This is a genomic window from Kitasatospora sp. NPDC088779 (assembly GCF_040685395.1).
Classification (GTDB): Bacteria; Actinomycetota; Actinomycetes; order Streptomycetales; family Streptomycetaceae; genus Kitasatospora.
In genome coordinates this window covers 152,953-173,001 of record NZ_JBFBHW010000014.1, presented here as the reverse complement: position 1 = coordinate 173,001, position 20,049 = coordinate 152,953, and the positions used below count along the sequence as shown (strand labels likewise).

Here is a 20,049-nt window from a genome sequence, read left to right as displayed (position 1 = left end):
TTCCGGCGGGTCAGAACCCGGCGGTGACCTTCAGCGGCTCGACGTGGGCGGTGCAGGCCGCGCAGCGGCGGGCGGCCGCGGGGATCTCGGTCAGGCACTCGGGGCAGGGCCGCTTGGGGGCCTTCGGCTTCTTCGGCAGGTACCGCGCTGTCGCCTTGGTGACCGGCAGCACGACGCAGAAGTACAGCACCGCCGCGGTCATCACGAAGGCGATCAGCACGTTGAGGAACTGGCCGTACGGGAACGTGACCCCGGCCACCGTCGCCTTGTACGAGCTGAAGTCGCCGGCCGCGCCGACCCCGACGCCGACCAGCGGGGTGAGGAAGGCCGACACGAAGCCGGTCACCACCCCGGTGAACGCGGCACCGATGACGACACCGACCGCCATGTCGACGACGTTGCCGCGCATCATGAAGTCGCGGAATCCCTTGAGCACTGCACTCTCCCGATCGATCGAAGCTGCTGAAGCCCCTGCTGAAGCCACTGCCAGCCGATAAAAATAGGACAAAAGCCCTGGAGGTCCAAACCCCCAGGGCCCTGATCCCTTGTCAGCAGCGGAAGTTGGCCGCTCAGCCGACCGTCGCGAGACTAGCCGAGCGGGTCCGGGGCGGCGGTGATGCCCAGCTTCGCGAGCTCCGCCTTGCCGCCGTCGAAGGCCGTCAGGACCAGCGGGCCCTGCTCGGTGACGGCCACCGAGTGCTCCCAGTGCGAGGCCCAGGTGCCGTCGTTGGTGACGACCGTCCAGTCGTCCTCCAGCACGGCGGTGTGCGGGGTGCCCAGCGAGACCATCGGCTCGATCGCCAGCACGGTGCCGGGGATCAGCTTCGGGCCCTTGCCGCGGCCGCGCTCGACGTAGTTCAGCACGTGCGGCTCCATGTGCATCGCGGTGCCGATGCCGTGGCCGCCGTAGCCCTCGGTGATGCCCCACTTGCCCTTGGGGGGCAGCGGCTGGCGGCGGATGAAGCCCTCGATCGCCTTGGAGACGTCGACCAGGCGGTTGTTCTTCTTCATCTGGGCGATGCCGGCCCACATCGAGCCCTCGGTCACCCGGCTCAGCATCTCGACCTCGGGGCGGACCTCGCCGACCGCCACGGTGATCGCCGAGTCGCCGTGCCAGCCGTCCAGGATGGCGCCGCAGTCGATCGAGATGACGTCGCCCTCCTGGAGCACCCGGTCACCGGGGATGCCGTGCACGACCTCGTTGTTCACCGAGGCGCAGATCACCCCGGGGAACCACAGACCGCCGTGGTCGGCGCGGAAGTTGGAGGTCGCACCGTGGTCGGTGATGACCTTGTCCGCGATGTCGTTGAGCTCCTGGGTGGTCACCCCCGGGGCGACCGCCTCCCGGCAGGCCTTGAGCGCCTCGGCGACGACCAGCCCGGCCGCTCGCATCTTCGCGATCTGCTCGGGGGTCTTGATCTCCACCATCTGGTCACGCCTTCCACGTTCTGTTTGCCACTGCCTACCACCGTACGACGCCGTACGGCCGCGCCGCCCGGGATCGGGGAGCGCGGCCGTACGGCGTCGCCGGGAAACTCAGTTGTCCTGCTTCAGCGCCTCGATCGCGCGGCGGGTGACCTCGTCCACCTTGCCGAGGGCCGAGATGGTCGCCACCAGGCCCTGCTGGGCGTAGTAGTCGATGATCGGCTCGGTCTCCGTGTGGTAGACCTCCAGCCGGGTGCGCACCTTGTCCTCGGTGTCGTCCGAGCGCTGGTACAGCTCGCCGCCGCACTCGTCGCAGACGCCCTCGGCCTTCGGCGGGTTGTAGTCCACGTGGAAGACGTGGCCCCCGTCGTTGCGGCACAGGCGGCGGCCGGCGATCCGACGGACCACCTCGTCCTCGGGGACCTCCAGGTCCAGCACGCCGTCCAGCTTGATCCCCTGCTCGGCGAGGAAGTCGTCGAGCGCCTTGGCCTGGCCGAGGTTGCGGGGGAAGCCGTCGAGCAGGAAGCCGCCCGCGGCGTCCTCCTGGAGCATGCGGTCCTTGGCCATCCCGATGGTGACCTCATCCGGCACCAGGCGACCCGCGTCCATGTAGCTCTTGGCCTCGAGCCCCAGCGGGGTGCCCTGACCGATGTTGGCGCGGAACAGGTCGCCGGTGGAGATGTGGGGAATGGACAGGGTCTTGGCGAGCAGGTGCGCCTGAGTACCCTTCCCGGCCCCGGGAGGACCAACGAGGACGATACGCATCAGCGGAGGAACCCTTCGTAATTGCGCTGCTGGAGCTGGCTCTCGATCTGCTTCACAGTTTCGAGTCCGACGCCGACGACGATGAGCACGCTGGTGCCGCCGAACGGGAAGTTGGTCTGCTGTCCGAAGGCGACCAGGGCGATCATCGGGATCAACGCGATCAGGCCCAGGTAGAGCGAACCCGGCCACGTGATTCGGGTCAGCACGTAGTTCAGGTACTCGGCCGTCGGTCGGCCGGCCCGGATGCCCGGGATGAAGCCACCATACTTCTTCATATTGTCGGCAACTTCTTCGGGGTTGAAGGAGATCGCGACGTAGAAGAAGGCGAAGAAGACGATCAGCAGGAAGTAGGTCGCCATGTAGATCGGGTGGTCGCCCTTGACGAAGTGCTGGGTGACCCACACCGCCCAGCCCGACTGGCTACCGGTCAGCTGGACCACCAGGGCCGGGATGTACAGCAGCGACGAGGCGAAGATGACCGGGATGACACCGGCCTGGTTCACCTTGAGCGGGATGTAGGTCGACGTGCCGCCGAACGCCCGCCGGCCGATCATCCGCTTCGCGTACTGCACCGGGATCCGGCGCTGGGCCTGCTCGACGAAGATGACCAGCATCACAACGATGATGCCGACCGCGACCACGGACAGGAACTCGACCCAGCCGCCACCGATGGTGCCGGAGCCCTTGATCGCCCACATCGAGGACGGGAACTGCGCGGCGATCGAGGTGAAGATCAGCAGCGACATGCCGTTGCCGATGCCGCGGTCCGTGATCAGCTCGCCCAGCCACATGATCACCGTGGTGCCGGCGGTCATCGTGATCACCATGACGGCGATCCGGAACACGCTCGTGTCCGGGACGATCTGGTTGCCCACCGGGCAGCCGGAGAACAGCGCGCCGCTGGAGGCCGTCGCCACGATGCCGGTGCCCTGGAGCACGGCGAGCGCGATGGTCAGGTAGCGGGTGTACTGGGTGATCTTCGTCTGGCCGGCCTGGCCCTCCTTCTTCAGCGCTTCCAGTCGCGGGATCACGACCGTGAGGAGCTGGAGGATGATGCTCGCGGTGATGTACGGCATGATGCCGAGCGCGAAGATCGTCAGCTGGAGGAGCGCGCCACCGCTGAACAGGTTGACGAGCCCGAAGAGGCCGTTGTTCTTGGTGTCCTTCACACACTCGTTCACGGCCGTGAAGCTCACGCCGGGGATCGGAATGTGCGAGCCCAGGCGGAACAGCACCATGATGCCCAGCGTGAACAGCAGCTTCTTGCGCAGGTCGGGCGTCTGGAACGCCCGCGCGAACGCACTGAGCACGGTGCCTCCTGCGCCTCCCGCGCGTCGTCGGCGGGAGGGTCGGTCCTGAATGGGAGTTTTGGCGGTACGGGCTCCCGTACAGACGGCACAGGCGAGCCTACGCGCAGCCTACAAGGGAACTCCACGGACTCTAACAGTGCGCAGCCACTCGGAAGAAGCGCGTACCGCCCCTCCCCCACTCACGGGGTACGGGATGCCCGGGTTTGCCACACAAAAGAACGAGGGCACGTCAACGGAATGCCCGGAAAACGCGATGCCCGGAAAACGCGCGAGCCCCGCGCCTCCCGAAGGAGGTGCGGGGCTCGCACGGAAGTCAGCGGGCTCAGACGAGCTCGGTGACGGTACCGCCGGCGGCGGTGATCTTCTCGGCGGCGGAGCCGGAGACGGCGTCGACCGTCACCTGCAGCGCAACCGAGATCTCGCCGGTGCCGAGCACCTTGACGAGGGAGTTCTTGCGAACCGCGCCCTTGGCGACCAGGTCCTCGACGGTGACCTCTCCACCCTGCGGGTAGAGCTCGGCCAGCTTGTCGAGGTTGACGACCTGGAACGTGATCTTGAACGGGTTCTTGAAGCCCTTCAGCTTCGGCAGGCGCATGTGGAGCGGCATCTGGCCACCCTCGAAGCGCTGCGGAACCTGGTAGCGGGCCTTGGTGCCCTTGGTACCACGACCGGCGGTCTTACCCTTGGAGCCCTCACCACGACCCACGCGGATCTTGTCGGTCTTGGCACCCGGGGCGGGACGCAGGTTGTGGATCTTGATCGGGTTGTCGCCCATGATCAGTCCACCTCCTCAACCGTCACCAGGTGACGGACCGTGTGGGCCATCCCGCGGATCTCGGGACGGTCCTCCTTCACCACGACGTCGTGCATGCGCTTGAGACCAAGCGAACGCAGGGTGTCACGGTGATTCTGCTTGCTGCCGATGTACGACTTGGTCTGCGTGATCTTCAGGCGAGCCATCAGGCGCTCACCCCTGCAGCACGCGCCCGCAGCAGAGCGGCGGGGGCCACGTCCTCCAGCGGCAGGCCACGACGAGCGGCGATCTCCTCGGGGCGCACGAGGCCCTTCAGAGCAGCCACGGTGGCGTGCACGATGTTGATCGCGTTGTCCGAGCCGAGCGACTTCGACAGGATGTCGTGAATGCCGGCGCACTCCAGGACGGCGCGCACCGGACCACCGGCGATAACACCGGTACCGGGGGCGGCGGGCTTCAGGAGCACGACGCCGGCGGCCTTCTCACCCTGGATCGGGTGCGGGATGGTGCCCTGGATACGGGGGACCTTGAAGAAGTTCTTCTTGGCCTCCTCAACACCCTTGGCGATGGCGGCCGGAACCTCCTTCGCCTTCCCGTAACCGACACCCACGGTGCCGTCACCGTCGCCCACCACGACCAGCGCGGTGAAGCTGAAACGACGACCACCCTTGACAACCTTGGCGACACGGTTGATCGCGACAACGCGCTCGACGTAAGCGGTCTTCTCGACGGCGGGGGCGTTGCCCCGGTCGTCACGCTTACGGTCGCGCCGCTCGCCACCGCCGGTGCCACCGCCGGCGCCGCTACCGCGGCGCTGGGGTCCAGCCATTGGAATTACCTCTCTCGATTACGTCCGTCGACTGAGTCGACGAGCGGCTTAGAAGTCGAGCCCGGCCTCGCGAGCCGCGTCCGCCAGGGCGGCGATGCGGCCGGCGTACCGGTTGCCCGCGCGGTCGAAGACGACCGACTCGATGCCGGCAGCCTTGGCGCGCTCGGCGACCAGGCTCCCGACCTTCTTGGCCAGCTCGGTCTTGTCGCCCTCGGCGCCCTTGATGGACACGTCGAGGGTGGACGCCGACGCCAGGGTGTGACCCTTGGCGTCGTCGATGACCTGGGCGACCATGTGACGGTTCGAGCGCGTCACGACGAGGCGCGGACGCACCTCGGTGCCGACGACGCGCTTGCGAACGCGGATCGCGCGGCGCTTACGAGCGGCGCTCTTGTAGGCGTTGCCCTTGCCGATCTTGACAGAGACGCTCATCGCTTACTTACCACTCTTTCCGACCTTGCGGCGGATGACCTCGCCCGCGTACTTGACGCCCTTGGCCTTGTACGGGTCGGGCTTGCGCAGCTTGCGGATCTTCGCGGCGACCTCGCCGACCTTCTGCTTGTCGATGCCGTCCACGTGGAACTTGGTGGCCGACTCGACGACGAAGGAAATGCCCTCGGGGGCCTCGACCAGGATCGGGTGGCTGTAGCCCAGCTGGAACTCCATGTCGGAGCCCTTCGCCAGAACTCGGTAGCCGACACCGCTGATCTCCAGCGACTTGCGGTAGCCCGCGGTCACGCCGGTGATCATGTTCGCCACCAGCGTGCGGGAAAGGCCGTGCAGGGCCTTCGACAGACGCTCGTCGTTGGGGCGGGTGACGAGCAGCGTGCCGTCCTCGCCCTTACCGATCTCGATCGGCGCGGCGACAACGTGGGTGAGGGAGCCCTTGGGGCCCTTCACCGAGACCGCCTGGCCATCGATGGTGACGTCCACGCCAGCGGGGACCTGGATGGGCAGCCGTCCAATGCGCGACATTGCTGTACCTCCGTTTCCCGAATTACCAGACGTAGGCGAGAACTTCTCCGCCTACGCCCTTCTTGGCGGCCTGCTTGTCGGTGAGGAGACCCGAGGACGTGGAGATGATCGCCACGCCCAGGCCGCCGAGCACCTTCGGCAGGTTGGTGGACTTTGCGTAGACCCGCAGGCCCGGCTTGCTGATCCGCTTGATGCCAGCGATCGAGCGCTCACGGTTGGGACCGAACTTGAGCTCGATGGTCAGCTTCTTGCCGACCTCGCCCTCAACGGGCTCCTCAACCTTGTAGGAGGAGATGTACCCCTCCTGCTGCAGGATCTCGGCGACGTGCGCCTTGATCTTGCTGGCCGGCATCGCCACGGAGTCGTGGTACGCCGAGTTAGCGTTACGCAGACGCGTGAGCATGTCTGCGATGGGGTCGGTCATGGTCATGATGGCCTCAGGCCTCTCTCGCCGTGGTTTCTCCGCGCCAGGTCCCCCCGCCGCACTCCGAGGAGTGCGGCAGGGGCACAGACGCAGGGGACCTGCGGCGTCGTAAGACTGGGTGCGAGCCCTCCGAAGAGGGTCGACGGCAGCTACGGAGCTGCCGCGACAGGGGGCCCGACCTCACTACCCTACGGGATTCCGTACGCAGCCCCAAAAAAGGGGCTCTGTGGGGTCGGGCACACCTGCTTCGCTATGGCGTTACCGCGAGGTCCTGGTTACCAGGAGCTCTTGGTCACGCCCGGCAGCTCGCCGCGGTGCGCCATCTCACGAAGGCAGACACGGCAGAGGCCGAACTTGCGGTACACCGAGTGCGGACGGCCGCAGCGCTGGCACCGGGTGTAGGCCCGGACGCCGAACTTCGGCTTGCGCTCGGACTTCGCGATGAGGGACTTCTTCGCCATGTGGTTACGCCTCCTTGAACGGGAAGCCCAGAGCGCGCAGGAGCGCCCGGCCCTCGTCGTCGGTCTGGGCGGTGGTCACGACGGTGATGTCCATACCGCGCTGACGGTCGACCTTGTCCTGGTCGATCTCGTGGAACATGACCTGCTCGGTCAGACCGAAGGTGTAGTTGCCACGGCCGTCGAACTGCTTCGGGGAGAGGCCACGGAAGTCACGGATACGCGGCAGGGCCAGCGACACCAGACGGTCCAGGAACTCCCACATGCGGTCACCACGGAGGGTGACGTGGGTGCCGATCGGCTGGCCCTCACGCAGCTTGAACTGCGCGATGGACTTGCGAGCCTTCGTCACCGCCGGCTTCTGACCGGTGATGGCGGTGAGGTCGCGGATCGCGCCCTCGATCAGCTTGCTGTCACGGGCGGCCTCGCCGACACCCATGTTGACGACGACCTTGACCAGGCCGGGCGTCAGCATGACGTTCTCGTACGAGAACTGCTCCTGCAGCTGACCCTTGATCTCGGAGTTGTAACGCTCCTTGAGACGGGGGGTCACCTTCTCAACAGTCGTCTCAGACATCAGATGTCCTCACCGGTTCGCTTGGCAACGCGGATCTTGTTGCCCTCGTCATCGAAGCGGTAGCCAACGCGGGTGACGACCTTCTTGCCGTCCTTCTCCACGACCAGCTGGACGTTGGAGACGTGCACCGGGGCCTCGACGGTGACGATGCCACCCTGAGTGCCCGGGCCCGGCTTGGTGTGCTTCTTGACCCGGTTCACACCCTCGACCAGGACCTTGTTCTCGGCGGGCATGGCCTGGATGACCTTGCCCTGCTTGCCGCGGTCCTTGCCGGTGATGACCTGAACCAGGTCACCCTTCTTGATCTTCATGCTGTTCGCCATGAGTTAGAGCACCTCCGGCGCAAGCGAGATGATCTTCATGAACTTCTTGTCACGCAGCTCGCGGCCCACCGGGCCGAAGATGCGGGTACCACGGGGGTCACCATCGGTGTTCTTCAGAACGACCGCGGCGTTCTCGTCGAAGCGGATGTACGAGCCATCCGGACGACGACGCGACTTCACGGTACGGACGACGACGCACTTGACGACGTCACCCTTCTTCACCGAACCGCCGGGGATCGCGTCCTTGACGGTCGCGACGATGACGTCCCCGATGCCGGCGTAGCGACGACCGGAGCCACCGAGAACGCGGATGCAAAGGATTTCCTTCGCGCCCGTGTTGTCGGCGACACGCAGTCGCGACTCCTGCTGGATCACAGCTTTCTCCTGATCGTCAACGAGAGCTGACGGGCCGGCCGCTGCTCACACCAGCGCCCACGAGGGGCCTGGTGCACATACGGCCGTACCGCATCAACTTCGTTACTTGGCCTTCTCGAGGATCTCGACGACGCGCCAGCGCTTCGTCGCGGACAGCGGGCGGGTCTCCGCCAGGAGGACCCGGTCGCCGATGCCGCAGGCGTTCGCCTCGTCGTGCGCCTTCAGCTTGTTCGTACGGCGGATGACCTTGCCGTACAGAGCGTGCTTGACGCGGTCCTCGACGGCGACGACGACGGTCTTGTCCATCTTGTCGCTGACGACGAGACCCTCACGGGTCTTGCGGAAACCGCGCGTCTCGTTGGTGTTCTCAGTCATCAGGCGTTCTCCACCGTCTCGATGCCCAGCTCGCGCTCGCGCATCAGGGTGTAGATCCGCGCGATGTCCTTACGGACGAGCTTGAGCCGTCCGTGGTTGTCGAGCTGCCCGGTCGCCGCCTGGAAGCGGAGGTTGAACAGCTCCTCCTTGGCCTCACGGAGCTTGGCAACGAGACCCTCGTTGTCCAGCTCGCGGAGGTCAGCAGCCTTGGTGCCGGCCGACATCAGCTCTCACCTGCCTCGCGCCGGATGATCCGGCACTTCATCGGGAGCTTGTGAGCAGCGCGGGTCAGCGCCTCACGAGCCACCTTCTCGTTGGGGTACGACAGCTCGAACATGACCCGACCCGGGTGCACGTTCGCGATCCACCACTCGGGCGAACCCTTACCGGAACCCATGCGGGTCTCGGCCGGCTTCTTGGTGAGCGGACGGTCCGGGTAGATGTTGATCCAGACCTTGCCGCCACGCTTGATGTGACGGGTGACGGCGATACGAGCGGACTCGATCTGCCGGTTCGTCACGTAGGCCGGGGTGACGGCCTGGATGCCGTACTCGCCGAAGGCGAGCTCGGTGCCACCCTTGGCAGCGCCACGGCGCTTGGGGTGGTGCTGCTTGCGGTGCTTGACCCGACGGGGGATCAGCATTGGAGTCAGGCCTCCGTTCCGGTGTTCTCGGCAGCCGGAGCCTCGGCGGCCGGGGCCGCGGAGGCCTCGGCAGCGGCGGGGCGACGGCCACGGCCACCGCGCTCGCCACCACGGCGCTCGCCACCGCGGGCGGGACGACCACCCTCGGGACGGGCCGGGCGGTTGCCCGAGCGGGCAGCGGCGTTCTCAGCGCGGACCTCGGCGATGTTCTTGACGTCGCCCTTGTAGATCCAGACCTTCACACCGATGCGGCCGAAGGTCGTCTTGGCCTCGAAGAAGCCGTAGTCGACGTTCGCGCGCAGGGTGTGCAGCGGCACACGGCCCTCGCGGTAGAACTCCGAACGGCTCATCTCGGCGCCGCCGAGACGACCGGAGCACTGGACCTTGATGCCCTTGGCGCCGGACTTCATGGTGCCCTGCATCGACTTGCGCATGGCACGACGGAAGGAGACGCGGGAGGACAGCTGCTCCGCGACGCCCTGAGCCACGAGCTGGGCGTCCAGCTCGGGGTTCTTGACCTCGAGGATGTTCAGCTGGACCTGCTTGCCGGTCAGCTTCTCGAGGTCGCCGCGGATGCGGTCGGCCTCGGTGCCACGGCGGCCGATGACGATGCCGGGGCGAGCGGTGTGGATGTCAACGCGGACGCGGTCGCGGGTGCGCTCGATCTCGACCTTGGAGATGCCGGCGCGCTCCATGCCCTTCGTCATCATGCGACGAATGGCGACGTCTTCCTTGACGTAGTCCTTGTACAGCTTGTCGGCGTACCAGCGGGACTTGAAGTCCGTGCTGATGCCAAGGCGGAACCCGTGCGGGTTAACCTTCTGGCCCATTACCGGGTCCCTTCCTTGCTGCTGACGACCACGGTGATGTGGCTGGTCCGCTTGCGGATCCGGAAGGCACGACCCTGCGCACGCGGACGGAACCGCTTCAGGGTCGGGCCCTCGTCAACATACGCCTCGCTGATGACGAGGTCGTCCACGTTGGAGTGGTTGTAGTTGTGCGCGGCGTTGGCAATGGCGCTGTCGAGCACCTTGCCGACGGGCACGGTGGCGGCCTGCGGAGCGAAACGCAGGACGGCCTGGGCCTCCGTGGCCGGCAGGCCACGGATGAGGTCCACCACGCGGCGGGCCTTCATGGGCGTGACGCGGATGTACCGCGCCTGGGCCCTGGCTTCCATGGTTGTCCCCTTGCTGGTGTAAGTCATTGAGTCGGTAATCTCGCTGGCGACTAGCGACGCTTCGACTTGCGGTCGTCCTTGACGTGACCGCGGAAGGTACGCGTCGGCGCGAACTCGCCGAGCTTGTGGCCGACCATCGACTCGGTGACGAACACCGGGACGTGCTTACGGCCATCGTGCACCGCGATCGTGTGGCCGAGCATGGCCGGGAAGATCACGGAGCGACGGGACCAGGTCTTGATGACGTTCTGGGTACCCGCCTCGTTCTGCGCGTCCACCTTCTTGAGAAGGTGGCCGTCGATGAAGGGGCCCTTCTTGAGACTGCGCGGCATCTGACCTGCTCCTAGCGCTTCTTGTTGGTCTTGCGGCGGCGCACGATGAGGGCGTTCGAAGCCTTCTTCGGGCTACGAGTGCGACCCTCCTTCTGGCCCCACGGCGAGACCGGGTGGCGGCCACCAGAGGTCTTACCCTCACCACCACCGTGCGGGTGGTCGATCGGGTTCATGGCGACACCACGCACGGTCGGGCGGACGCCCTTCCAGCGCATGCGGCCGGCCTTGCCCCAGTTGATGTTCGACTGCTCGGCGTTGCCGACCTCACCGACGGTGGCGCGGCAGCGCGCGTCCACCAGGCGGATCTCACCGGAGGGCATGCGCAGGTGCGCCATCTTGCCCTCACGCGCCAGCAGCTGGATGCCGGCACCGGCGGAGCGGGCCATCTTGGCGCCGCCACCGGGACGCAGCTCCACCGCGTGGATGGTGGTACCGACCGGGATGTTGCGAAGCGGCAGGTTGTTGCCCGGCTTGATGTCGGCGCCAGCGCCGTTCTCGATCCGGTCACCCTGCGCGATACCGCGCGGCGCGATGATGTAGCGCTTCTCGCCGTCCGCGTAGTGCAGGAGCGCGATGCGCGCGGTGCGGTTCGGGTCGTACTCGATGTGCGCGACCTTGGCCGGCACGCCGTCCTTGTCGTGACGACGGAAGTCGATCACGCGGTAGGCGCGCTTGTGACCGCCACCCTGGTGGCGAACGGTGATCCGACCGGCGTTGTTACGGCCGCCCTTGCTGTGCAGGGGGCGAACCAGCGACTTCTCCGGCGTGGACCGCGTGATCTCTACGAAGTCGGCCACGCTGGAGCCACGACGGCCCGGCGTAGTCGGCTTGTACTTGCGGATGCCCATTTGGCTCTCTCGTCCTCGTCCTTATCGACGATCACGATCTCCGTTAGGAGACCGGACCACCGAAGATGTCGATGCGGTTGCCCTCAGCCAGCGTCACGATGGCGCGCTTGGTGTCCTTGCGCTTGCCAAAGCCCGTCTTGGAGCGCTTGCGCTTGCCCTGACGGTTGAGCGTGTTGACGGACTCGACCTTGACCGAGAAGACCGCCTCGACGGCCTGCTTGATCTGGGTCTTGTTGGCACCGGGCGACACGACGAACGTGTACTTGTTCTCGTCGAGGAGCGAGTAGCTCTTCTCCGAGATGACCGGCTTCACCAGGACGTCACGGGGGTCCGTGAACGTCTTGCTCGTGATCTCTGCAGCCATCAGGCGGCGCTCCCTTCGAGCTCGCCCTCAGCAGCCACGGCCTTGGCGGACGCGGCGGGACCCGCCACGAAACGCTCGAAGGCGGCCTGGGTGAAGACCACATCGTCGGAGACGAGCACGTCGTAGGTGTTCAGCTGACCGGCGTCCAGGATGTGCACGTGCGGCAGGTTGCGGGCGCTCTTCAGACCCAGCTCGTCGGCACGCTCGACGACGAGGAGGATGTTCTTGCGCTCGGTGATCTTGCCGAACAGACCCTTGGCGGCCTTGGTCGACGGCGCCTCGGCCGCGATCACGTCGGTGACGACGTGGATGCGGTTGTGGCGGGCCCGGTCGGTGAGCGCACCGCGCAGGGCGGCGGCGATCATCTTCTTCGGGGTCCGCTGCGAGTAGTCGCGCGGCACGGGACCGTGCACGACGCCACCGCCGGCGAACTGCGGGGCGCGGGTCGAGCCCTGACGGGCGCGGCCGGTGCCCTTCTGGCGGTACGGCTTCTTGCCGCCACCGCGGACCTCGGCGCGAGTCTTGGTCTTGTGGGTGCCCTGACGGGCCGCAGCGAGCTGCGCCACGACGACCTGGTGCATCAGCGGAACGCTGACCTTCGCGTCGAAGATCTCGGCCGGCAGCTCGAGGCTGCCGGTCTTGTCGCCCGAGGGCGACAGGATGTCAATGGTGCTCATATCCTCACAGCCCCTTCGCCGCAGTGCGGACGAGGACGAGGCCGCCGTTCGGGCCCGGGATTGCGCCCTTGATCAGGAGCAGCCCCTTCTCCGCGTCAACGGCATGGATGGTCAGGTTCTGGGTGGTCACACGCTCGTGGCCCATCCGGCCGGCCATCCTCACGCCCTTGAACACGCGACCCGGGGTGGCGCAGCCACCGATCGAGCCGGGCGAGCGGTGCTTGCGCTGCACACCGTGACCGGCGCCGAGGCCCCGGAAGTTGTGGCGCTTCATGACACCGGCGAAGCCCTTGCCCTTGGAGGTGCCGGTCACGTCGACCTTGACACCCGCCTCGAACAGCTCCGCGGTGATCTCCTGGCCGAGGGTGTACTCGGACGCGTCCGTGGTACGGAGCTCGACCAGGTGGCGGCGCGGGGTGACACCGGCCTTGGCGAAGTGGCCCGCGAGGGGCTTGTTCACCTTGCGGGGGTCGATCTCGCCGAAGCCGATCTGGACGGCGTCGTAGCCGGCCGGACTGTCAGCGGTGTGGACCTGGGTCACGACATTGGGCCCAGCCTTGACGACGGTCACCGGAACGATCCGGTTGTTCTCGTCCCAGACCTGGGTCATGCCGAGCTTCTCGCCCAGGATGCCCTTAATCTGCTTAGCCATCTTCGGTGCGCCTCTCAGAGCTTGATCTCGATGTCGACGCCAGCCGGCAGGTCGAGACGCATGAGCGAGTCAACCGTCTTCGGCGTGGGGTCGAGGATGTCGATCAGACGCTTGTGAGTACGCATCTCGAAGTGCTCGCGCGAGTCCTTGTACTTGTGCGGCGAGCGGATGACGCAGTACACGTTCTTCTCAGTGGGCAGCGGCACCGGGCCTGCGACCTGCGCACCAGTACGGATCACCGTCTCGACGATCTTCTTCGCCGAGGAATCGATGACCTCGTGGTCGTAGGCCTTGAGCCGGATGCGGATCTTCTGTCCCGCCATGGCTACTCAGTAGTCCTTTGTCCTTAGTCACTGCACGACCACCCTCCGACCCCCGCGCTCGGGCGTGTCGCACTCGCGCTTGCAAAAAACCGGCGAACAACTCGTCGGTTTCAAGATTTCGGGGTGGGGGGCCGGGTCGAGGCCCCGCATACGCTTCCCGGAAGATTCCCGTACTTTCGCCCCGCAGCTGCCGTGGCGTCGACTTCACGCTTAACGGCCATCACGGGAACGACGAATACCTGGGACTCGCTTCCAGTCCTCCCGGCGGGAGGCGCGCAGCATCGGCAACTCAACCGAGCAACTTGGACATACTGCCACATGGAGCAGCCCGGATGCCAATCGGGGCCGGTGAGGTCGCCCTCACCGGCCCCGATCGGGTGACCGTCCCCAACCGCGGCGCTCACCGCCGCGGACCCGCGTCACCAGGGTCGCTTGCTCCCGCAGGTCAGCGCCCACTCGTCACCGGTCACGTTGGCGCACCACAGCTGACCCTTGTCGGGCTCGTTGTTGTACTCCTTGAGCTCCTTGTTCACCGGCGCGCAGTCGGTCGGCCCGGCCGGGTCGTACTTCGGGCACTTGCCGTCGCGGTTCACCAGGATGTGCGCGCGCCAGGCGTCCGCGCCCATGTCGATGCCCTTGGCCCCGGCGACCGGCACGAACTCGGGCCTGGTGGTCGGCATGTAGCGGTCCGCCGACCAGGAGGCCGCCATGGTGGCGAACAGCGCCACCGCGCAGACCGCGCCGGCGACCAGCCGGCCGGTGACCGCGGGCCGCAGGGTCAGCGGCGCCGGCCGCCCGTCGGTGCCGACCCGCTGCACCGTGCGCAGCCAACCGGTGCCCCGCTGGACGAGGAACATCAGGCCGAGCACCGCGAGGATCATCAACGCGTAGAGGATGATCCAGGTCGTCCGCGGGTACAGCTGGATGGACTTCGTCTGGGCCATCTGGGAGGCGAACCAGAAGCGCAGCAGCCAGGCGCTGATCAGGGTGGCCGTCACGGTCCGGACGGCGATGCTGCGCAGCCCGAGGCCCAGCGCCAGCGCGACCCCGGCGAGCAGCAGCAGGGTGTAGGCGCTCTGCCCGGCGAGCTCACCGCGCCACGGGAAGTCGTGGTAGTTCAGGTCGCCGTTGCGGTCCGAGGCCCAGCTCATGATGTACGCCGGGTCGATGTACACCGAGAGGTACGCGTACCGGTCCTTGGCCTGGGCGCCCAGCCGCACCAGCTCGTACAGCAGCGGCGAGCCGACCACGCCGGCGCTCACCAGCGTCACGCCGAGGAACAGCAGCGCCCGCTTGATCCGGGCGGCGCCCTGGCGCCACGGGACGACGAACAGCGTCAGGACGAGGACGCCGGGCGCGGCCCAGATGAACCAGCCCGAGTACCAGAGGAACATCAGGCCGAACGAGACGCCGAAGCCGAGGCCGCGCAGCACCGTGGACCGGGTGGACAGCTCGTGCGACCGGCGGAGCTCCCGCAGGGCGGCGGCCAGCATCGGCACCATGACCAGCATCGTGACGTGGCTGTACGGCCGGATCGGGTCGAGGAAGAGGATCGCCGACGGGACGGCGATCAGCAGCGCCCAGACCGGCCGCAGCATCAGCCGCCAGGAGAGGTACGCCATCGGGCCGACCAGTGCGCTGCAGATCAGCTGGACGTCCTTCATGGCGTAGCCGACGCCGCCGACGCCGCCGTAGAACAGCTTCGACCAGACCGCCAGCAGCGCCGGGAAGCCGGGCGGGTAGACGCCGGGCAGGCCCTTGCCCCGCAGCATGTCGTTGGCCATGCCCATGAGGTTGCCCGGGTCGCCCTCCTGACCGCCGAGGCCCCACTGGGTACCGTTCAGCGCCACCGCGATCCCGCCCGCGACCGCACCGGTGGCCAGTCCGGCGACGGCCGCGCAGACCAGTCGCTGGGCCAGCTGGTACCGGGCCAGGCTGCCCCGGTAGGCGGCGTACAGCAGCACCGCCAGGATGGGCAGGCCCACGATGGCGGCGTACTTCTGGAGCATGGCCAGACCGCTGACCTGGCCCACCCGGTTCAGCGGGTTGACGTCGATGCGGGTGCAGAGCAGCGCGAAGCCGAACGCCGCCACGATCGAGACCAGGGCCTCGGCCGAGCGGACCGCCCAGGGGCGCTCCAGCAGGCCGTCGAGCCGTCCGGGGCGGGGCGCGATCGCGCCCTCCGGTTCGAGCGACTCCTTGCTGGAGCCGCCGACCGGGCTGGTGGCCAGATCAGTCATGTCAGTCACTTCCGTGCAGTGGCCACGTCCGATGAGTGGCGAAGGATGGCTCAGTGGACCGGCGATCAGCGGCCATCATAGGGCGCTTACCAGAAGCCGAAGCCTCGGGCAAGGACCCCGTGCCGGCCGTATCGGGGCTTGGGCGTGGTGGTTCAGCAGGATCCGCCCGGTCGGTCGTCGGTGCTCCCCATGAGCACCCCCTCACCCACCTAGAGCCCAGCGGCCGGCCGAAGCGCTTACTCCCGCCCCGTCGAATTCGGCCGGGCGCCTCGGGGCGCCGTGACCCGGGGGCCTCCGGCCGGCTGTCGGCACCGCCCTCGGACACGCTCCGGTCAGCTGCTGCGGACCGCGCGGCCGACCATGGCGCCGGCGTGGGAGAAGTCACCCGCGCCGAGCCGGCCGGCGGCGACCATCAGGGCGTGCAGGCGGGACGAGAGGTGCAGGTCGGCCGAGCGCGCGGCGTTGGTCCAGCCCTTGGCGCGCAGCTCCTTGGAGATCAGCGAGTAGTACCGCAGCTCCTCGTCGAAGCGCTTGCCGTCCTTGACCCGGTTCGAGGAGTCGCTGGCCTGGTGGCGCCGGTAGCGGAACACCTCGCGCTCGTCGACCAGCAGGTTGCCGCCCTCCATCAGCATGTCGACCATGAACGCCAGGTCGTGGATGGCGTCGATGTCCGGGCGGTACGGGATCTTCGACAGCGCGGACTGGCGGTAGGTGAGCGACGGCGTGTACAGCCAGTTGCCGGACAGCAGGCTCTTCACCGCGGCCTCGCCGCTGATCACCCCGGCCTTGCGGGCCGGCGCGCTGATCCGGCGCTTGACCTTGTCGCCGATGCCGAGCGAGGGCACCAGGGTCCCGTCGCTGTCCATCACCCGCACGCCCGGCTGGACCGCGATCGCGTTCGGGTCGGCCCGCAGGCGCTCCAGGACGACGTCCAGGTAGTCGGGCTCCAGCAGGTCGTCGGCGCCCATCATCGAGACGAACTCGCGCTCGGCCAGGGTGGAGGCCTTGTAGGTGTTGCCGTTGGGGCCCAGCCGCTCCGCGTTGCGGATGTACCGGATCCGCTCGTCGTTCAGGCTCTCGATGTACTGGGGCGCCCGGAAGCCCGGGTACTGGTCGTCCACGACGGTCAGCCGCCAGTCCTGCTGGTGCTGGGCCCGGATGCTGTCGATGGTGGCGAACAGGTACTCCGGATCGCCGTAGTACGGGATGACGAAATCGACGCTCATGACGGCGCCGCACCTCCTGGTCCTGGATCACGCTTCGGTGCCGCCCGGCCGCGGCCAGCGGGGCGCCCCAAGTCAACCAGCTTTGCCGGGCCCGTGCGTCAGCCGGTCGGCCCACACCGGCGCCGGGGGGCGGAAAGCGGGTGCGCAGAGGCCGCCGATCGGAAATTCTGGCACACAGAAATACGTCCACCGGGCGGCCGGGGGATGAATGAACTCGGTAATGTCCGGATTTTCCGGAGCCCAAGAAGACGGCACACATCGGCGCCCCCTCTTTGACAACGGACGAACGGGCGTCACCGTTCGACCCGGTGGCCGACGGTCGAAGGGACCGTTCGCCGGCCTCTCCGGCGGCGCGCTCACCCGCACGCACGGCTGAGGGCCGGCACCCCGTCGGGGGTACCGGCCCTCAAACCCTGTGCCCTGTCGCGTGGAGCGCGATCAGTGGTCGGAGCCGACCGGAGCGTCGAGGCGGTCGTTGTTGTGACGGACGCCCTCGGTGATGGCGACCGTACGGGCCAGGTCGGTGAGCTTCTTCTCCAGCGACCGGAAGCGCAGGTAGGTGTTGAGCGTCAGGAAGCCCATGGCGATGACCATCAGGTAGAGCACCAGGTCCGTGCCACGGCCGACGCCCAGTGCGGTGGCCAGCTTGGTCACGCCGGCCGGCCACAGGATCGCGATGACGTTGGCGATGACGAAGAGCGAGAAGGCGATGCGCTTCCACGCCCGGGTGTTCGCGGCGTCCCAGCGCCGGACGAACAGGAGGGCCATGCCCACGGCGGCCAGGACGAGGATCAGCTGGATCCAGAGGTGATTCATCGGCGGTTACGCTCCCGCAGCGAGATGTCGAAGAGGATGTTCACGCCGTTGATCAGGGACTGGCCCTTGGCGCGCGAGTAGTCGGTGTAGAGGATGTCCACCGGCACCTCTGCAACCCGGAGGTCCGAGCCGGCGAGGAAGGAGACGATCTCCGAAGCGTGGGCCATGCCGTTCATGGTGATCCGGATGCGGCTGGCCGCCTCCCGGTTCATCACGCGCAGACCGTTGTGCGCGTCGGTGAGCTTGAGCTTGCGGGCGGTCGGGCTGACCGCGGCGGCGGTGCGGAGCACGACCCGCTTGATCCACGGCACCTGGCCGGTCTGCTCGATGAAGCGGGAGCCGAGCACGATGTCGGCCTCGTCCTGGCGCAGCAGCGCCACCATCTTCTCCACGTCGGCGGTCTGGTGCTGGCCGTCCGCGTCGAAGGTGGCGAAGTACTCGGCGCCCTCCTGCCCCAGCGCGTACTTCAGGCCGGTCTGCAGCGCTGCGCCCTGGCCCAGGTTGACCGGGTGCCGCACCAGGTGGGCGCCGGTCGTCATGACGTGCTTCGCCGTGTCGTCGGTGCAGCCGTCGTCGATCACCACGATGTTGGGGAAGGTCTTGCGTGCCCCCTCCACGACCTCGGCGATCACCTGGCCTTCGTTGTAGGCCGGGATCACCAGCCAGACGTTGTCATAGTCGGACACAGGGGCTCCATGCTTGGCGAACGGCACGGCGTCGCGTGCCTCGGTCTGTCTGTCGGTGGTGATCACGGGCGTCGTCGGCCAATCACAGTCCGGTCCCCCGCCGTCACGAGGTCCGCAGCGGCTCGGCCGCGCTCCTGCTGTCCAGCCCGGAGTGCCCGGAGGCGGCGGGGCGGGAGGGGAACGCGCGGTACAGCGCCCACAGCATCAGGACGGCGCTGACCAGCGCGCCGGCCAGGTACGCGAGCTCGGCACGGAGACCGACGTCACCCGGGGAGAGGGCGACCGCAACCAATGCTACGGAACCGGCCGTCCAGCCCACCAGCTGTCGGCGGTGCTGGGCGCTCGACATCAGCGCCTGGCCGAAGACCGTCGCGAGGACGTAGCAGAGGGTGCCGAGGACGAGCCAGGTGAAGTCCAGCGGGTTGAGCAGGTCCTTGGCGTTGAAGAGCAGCGGGTTGAGCCAGGCGCCGAGCGCGATGACCGGCAGCCCGCCGCCGATGCACATGGCGGCGACGATCGCCGTGGTGCGGGTCAGCACCTTGCGGAACTCGGCGTGGTCGCCGGCCGCGGTGGCACCCGAGAGCGCGGAGACCATGGAGGCCTGGAGGGCGCTGTAGGCGAAGAGCGGCACGCGGGCCATCACCACGGCCTGGCCGAGGGCGAAGACCAGGGCGTCGGACGCCTCGGAGTGCTTCGGAGCGAGCAGGCGCACGCAGACGACGGTCGCGTTCACCACCAGCTGGCTGAGCATCACGGAGCCGATCAGCAGGCCGAGCCCGCTGGTGAGCTGGCGCCAGGACACCTCCGGCCCGGGGGCGCGGTCGGCGAGGATGCCGCGCAGGCCGATCAGCGAGGCGGCGACCGGGGCGACCACCAGGATCAGGCCGAAGGCCAGCGCCGAGTGCAGCCCGAGGACGGCGGTCAGCGCGGCCAGCCCGATGCGCAGGGCACCGTCGACGGCCAGCTGGGTGCCGTAGGGGCCGAACAGCCCGAGGCCGGCCAGCGCACCGCGGGAGACCGAGCTCACCGCGAGGCCCGCCATGCCGCCGGCGAGGGCCACCACGAGGGTCCGGTCACCGCCGAACAGCTGGTCGGCGATCGGGCCGGCGGCGGCGGCCAGCACCGCGCAGGCCACGGCCAGGATCGCCAGGGCGAGCAGCAGCATCCGCCGTACCGCGGGCAGTGCCCCCGCCCCGGACACCTTGCGGGCGGCGACCAGCCGCGTCAGCTCCAGTTCGACGGGCTGGAACAGACCCCACCCGACGGACATCACGATCGTCCAGAGCATCGTCACCCTGGCTGCACCGGCCGTGCCCAGGCTGTAGCCCACGAGCGCCATGTAGACGTACGCCGAGGCGCCGAGCACGACCGTCCCACCGACCACGAGCCGGGCCCCCGGGGGTAGCACCCCGAGCAGCTTGGCGATCGGGTTCTTCATCACATGATCACCGAATTAACCGGCCGACCTTGCCACA

At 67.9% G+C, this 20,049-nt stretch carries 30 protein-coding genes; all 30 read right to left on the bottom strand.

From position 1 onward, the window contains the following. Positions 1-10: 10 nt before the first annotated feature. Positions 11-436, bottom strand: coding sequence for a large conductance mechanosensitive channel protein MscL (gene mscL, locus AB0P03_RS16420; RefSeq protein WP_363580119.1), 426 nt, complete (start codon positions 434-436; stop codon positions 11-13). Positions 437-588: 152 nt separating this feature from the next. Further along, positions 589-1,428: a type I methionyl aminopeptidase gene (gene map / locus AB0P03_RS16415; protein ID WP_363580117.1), complete on the bottom strand. Its 840-nt coding sequence runs from the start codon at positions 1,426-1,428 to the stop codon at positions 589-591. Between the two features lie 108 nt (positions 1,429-1,536). Beyond that, complete coding sequence (locus AB0P03_RS16410; RefSeq protein WP_363580115.1) at positions 1,537-2,190, bottom strand: adenylate kinase; 654 nt, start codon at positions 2,188-2,190, stop codon at positions 1,537-1,539. Next, positions 2,190-3,500 (bottom strand): preprotein translocase subunit SecY, encoded by a 1,311-nt coding sequence (gene secY / locus AB0P03_RS16405; RefSeq protein WP_063348973.1) that lies wholly within the window; start codon positions 3,498-3,500, stop codon positions 2,190-2,192. Before secY ends, AB0P03_RS16410 begins: the two co-directional genes overlap by 1 nt. 322 nt (positions 3,501-3,822) lie before the next feature. After that, entirely contained in the window at positions 3,823-4,278 is a 456-nt protein-coding gene (gene rplO, locus AB0P03_RS16400) for a 50S ribosomal protein L15 (RefSeq protein WP_097237491.1), read from the bottom strand. Further along, a complete protein-coding gene (rpmD, locus tag AB0P03_RS16395; protein WP_030055835.1) occupies positions 4,278-4,460 on the bottom strand; it encodes a 50S ribosomal protein L30 in 183 nt (60 codons plus the stop codon). The genes rplO and rpmD overlap by 1 nt, the downstream gene beginning before the upstream one ends. After that, positions 4,460-5,083: a 30S ribosomal protein S5 gene (gene rpsE / locus AB0P03_RS16390; protein WP_030055834.1), complete on the bottom strand. Its 624-nt coding sequence runs from the start codon at positions 5,081-5,083 to the stop codon at positions 4,460-4,462. The genes rpmD and rpsE overlap by 1 nt, the downstream gene beginning before the upstream one ends. 48 nt (positions 5,084-5,131) lie before the next feature. Next, the gene (gene rplR, locus AB0P03_RS16385) at positions 5,132-5,515 is read right to left on the bottom strand and encodes a 50S ribosomal protein L18 (RefSeq protein ID WP_030280785.1); all 384 of its coding nucleotides are present in this window, start codon (positions 5,513-5,515) and stop codon (positions 5,132-5,134) included. A 3-nt stretch (positions 5,516-5,518) separates the two neighbouring features. Beyond that, positions 5,519-6,058 carry a 50S ribosomal protein L6 gene (rplF, locus tag AB0P03_RS16380; protein WP_030055832.1) on the bottom strand — a complete coding sequence of 180 codons (540 nt, stop codon included), beginning with the start codon at positions 6,056-6,058 and terminating at the stop codon, positions 5,519-5,521. Positions 6,059-6,080: 22 nt separating this feature from the next. Next, positions 6,081-6,488 carry a 30S ribosomal protein S8 gene (gene rpsH, locus AB0P03_RS16375; protein ID WP_030055831.1) on the bottom strand — a complete coding sequence of 136 codons (408 nt, stop codon included), beginning with the start codon at positions 6,486-6,488 and terminating at the stop codon, positions 6,081-6,083. Between the two features lie 269 nt (positions 6,489-6,757). After that, positions 6,758-6,943: a type Z 30S ribosomal protein S14 gene (locus AB0P03_RS16370; protein ID WP_030055830.1), complete on the bottom strand. Its 186-nt coding sequence runs from the start codon at positions 6,941-6,943 to the stop codon at positions 6,758-6,760. A 4-nt stretch (positions 6,944-6,947) separates the two neighbouring features. Further along, a complete protein-coding gene (gene rplE / locus AB0P03_RS16365) occupies positions 6,948-7,517 on the bottom strand; it encodes a 50S ribosomal protein L5 (RefSeq protein ID WP_030393302.1) in 570 nt (189 codons plus the stop codon). Continuing rightward, on the bottom strand, positions 7,517-7,828 hold the full coding sequence (gene rplX, locus AB0P03_RS16360) for a 50S ribosomal protein L24 (RefSeq protein ID WP_030055828.1): 312 nt from the start codon (positions 7,826-7,828) through the stop codon (positions 7,517-7,519). Before rplX ends, rplE begins: the two co-directional genes overlap by 1 nt. Before the next feature lie 15 nt (positions 7,829-7,843). Further along, a complete protein-coding gene (gene rplN, locus AB0P03_RS16355) occupies positions 7,844-8,215 on the bottom strand; it encodes a 50S ribosomal protein L14 (protein WP_030393301.1) in 372 nt (123 codons plus the stop codon). A gap of 102 nt (positions 8,216-8,317) precedes the next feature. Further along, the gene (gene rpsQ / locus AB0P03_RS16350) at positions 8,318-8,590 is read right to left on the bottom strand and encodes a 30S ribosomal protein S17 (protein WP_030055826.1); all 273 of its coding nucleotides are present in this window, start codon (positions 8,588-8,590) and stop codon (positions 8,318-8,320) included. Continuing rightward, the gene (gene rpmC / locus AB0P03_RS16345) at positions 8,590-8,814 is read right to left on the bottom strand and encodes a 50S ribosomal protein L29 (protein WP_063348970.1); all 225 of its coding nucleotides are present in this window, start codon (positions 8,812-8,814) and stop codon (positions 8,590-8,592) included. Before rpmC ends, rpsQ begins: the two co-directional genes overlap by 1 nt. Further along, positions 8,814-9,233 (bottom strand): 50S ribosomal protein L16, encoded by a 420-nt coding sequence (gene rplP, locus AB0P03_RS16340; protein WP_030055824.1) that lies wholly within the window; start codon positions 9,231-9,233, stop codon positions 8,814-8,816. Before rplP ends, rpmC begins: the two co-directional genes overlap by 1 nt. A 5-nt stretch (positions 9,234-9,238) precedes the next feature. Further along, a complete protein-coding gene (rpsC, locus tag AB0P03_RS16335) occupies positions 9,239-10,063 on the bottom strand; it encodes a 30S ribosomal protein S3 (protein ID WP_363580113.1) in 825 nt (274 codons plus the stop codon). Then, on the bottom strand, positions 10,063-10,410 hold the full coding sequence (gene rplV, locus AB0P03_RS16330) for a 50S ribosomal protein L22 (protein WP_363580111.1): 348 nt from the start codon (positions 10,408-10,410) through the stop codon (positions 10,063-10,065). Before rplV ends, rpsC begins: the two co-directional genes overlap by 1 nt. 50 nt (positions 10,411-10,460) lie before the next feature. Then, complete coding sequence (gene rpsS, locus AB0P03_RS16325; protein ID WP_030055821.1) at positions 10,461-10,742, bottom strand: 30S ribosomal protein S19; 282 nt, start codon at positions 10,740-10,742, stop codon at positions 10,461-10,463. Positions 10,743-10,753: 11 nt separating this feature from the next. After that, positions 10,754-11,590, bottom strand: a complete 837-nt coding sequence (gene rplB, locus AB0P03_RS16320; RefSeq protein WP_063348968.1) for a 50S ribosomal protein L2 — start codon at positions 11,588-11,590, stop codon at positions 10,754-10,756. Positions 11,591-11,633: 43 nt separating this feature from the next. Then, positions 11,634-11,957 carry a 50S ribosomal protein L23 gene (rplW, locus tag AB0P03_RS16315; protein ID WP_104816576.1) on the bottom strand — a complete coding sequence of 108 codons (324 nt, stop codon included), beginning with the start codon at positions 11,955-11,957 and terminating at the stop codon, positions 11,634-11,636. Next, a complete protein-coding gene (gene rplD, locus AB0P03_RS16310; RefSeq protein ID WP_350877106.1) occupies positions 11,954-12,631 on the bottom strand; it encodes a 50S ribosomal protein L4 in 678 nt (225 codons plus the stop codon). Before rplD ends, rplW begins: the two co-directional genes overlap by 4 nt. A gap of 4 nt (positions 12,632-12,635) precedes the next feature. Further along, complete coding sequence (gene rplC, locus AB0P03_RS16305) at positions 12,636-13,283, bottom strand: 50S ribosomal protein L3 (protein WP_327677876.1); 648 nt, start codon at positions 13,281-13,283, stop codon at positions 12,636-12,638. Positions 13,284-13,297: 14 nt separating this feature from the next. After that, entirely contained in the window at positions 13,298-13,606 is a 309-nt protein-coding gene (gene rpsJ, locus AB0P03_RS16300) for a 30S ribosomal protein S10 (protein WP_012785157.1), read from the bottom strand. Positions 13,607-14,025: 419 nt separating this feature from the next. Next, a complete protein-coding gene (locus AB0P03_RS16295) occupies positions 14,026-15,846 on the bottom strand; it encodes a hypothetical protein (RefSeq protein WP_363580108.1) in 1,821 nt (606 codons plus the stop codon). A gap of 332 nt (positions 15,847-16,178) precedes the next feature. Continuing rightward, entirely contained in the window at positions 16,179-17,072 is an 894-nt protein-coding gene (locus tag AB0P03_RS16290) for a glycosyltransferase (protein ID WP_363580106.1), read from the bottom strand. 438 nt (positions 17,073-17,510) lie between these two features. Then, complete coding sequence (locus AB0P03_RS16285) at positions 17,511-17,888, bottom strand: DUF2304 domain-containing protein (RefSeq protein WP_363580104.1); 378 nt, start codon at positions 17,886-17,888, stop codon at positions 17,511-17,513. Then, positions 17,885-18,574, bottom strand: coding sequence for a glycosyltransferase family 2 protein (locus AB0P03_RS16280; protein ID WP_363580102.1), 690 nt, complete (start codon positions 18,572-18,574; stop codon positions 17,885-17,887). The genes AB0P03_RS16285 and AB0P03_RS16280 overlap by 4 nt, the downstream gene beginning before the upstream one ends. A 103-nt stretch (positions 18,575-18,677) precedes the next feature. Then, complete coding sequence (locus tag AB0P03_RS16275) at positions 18,678-20,012, bottom strand: hypothetical protein (RefSeq protein ID WP_363580100.1); 1,335 nt, start codon at positions 20,010-20,012, stop codon at positions 18,678-18,680. Between the last annotated feature and the right edge of the window lie 37 nt (positions 20,013-20,049).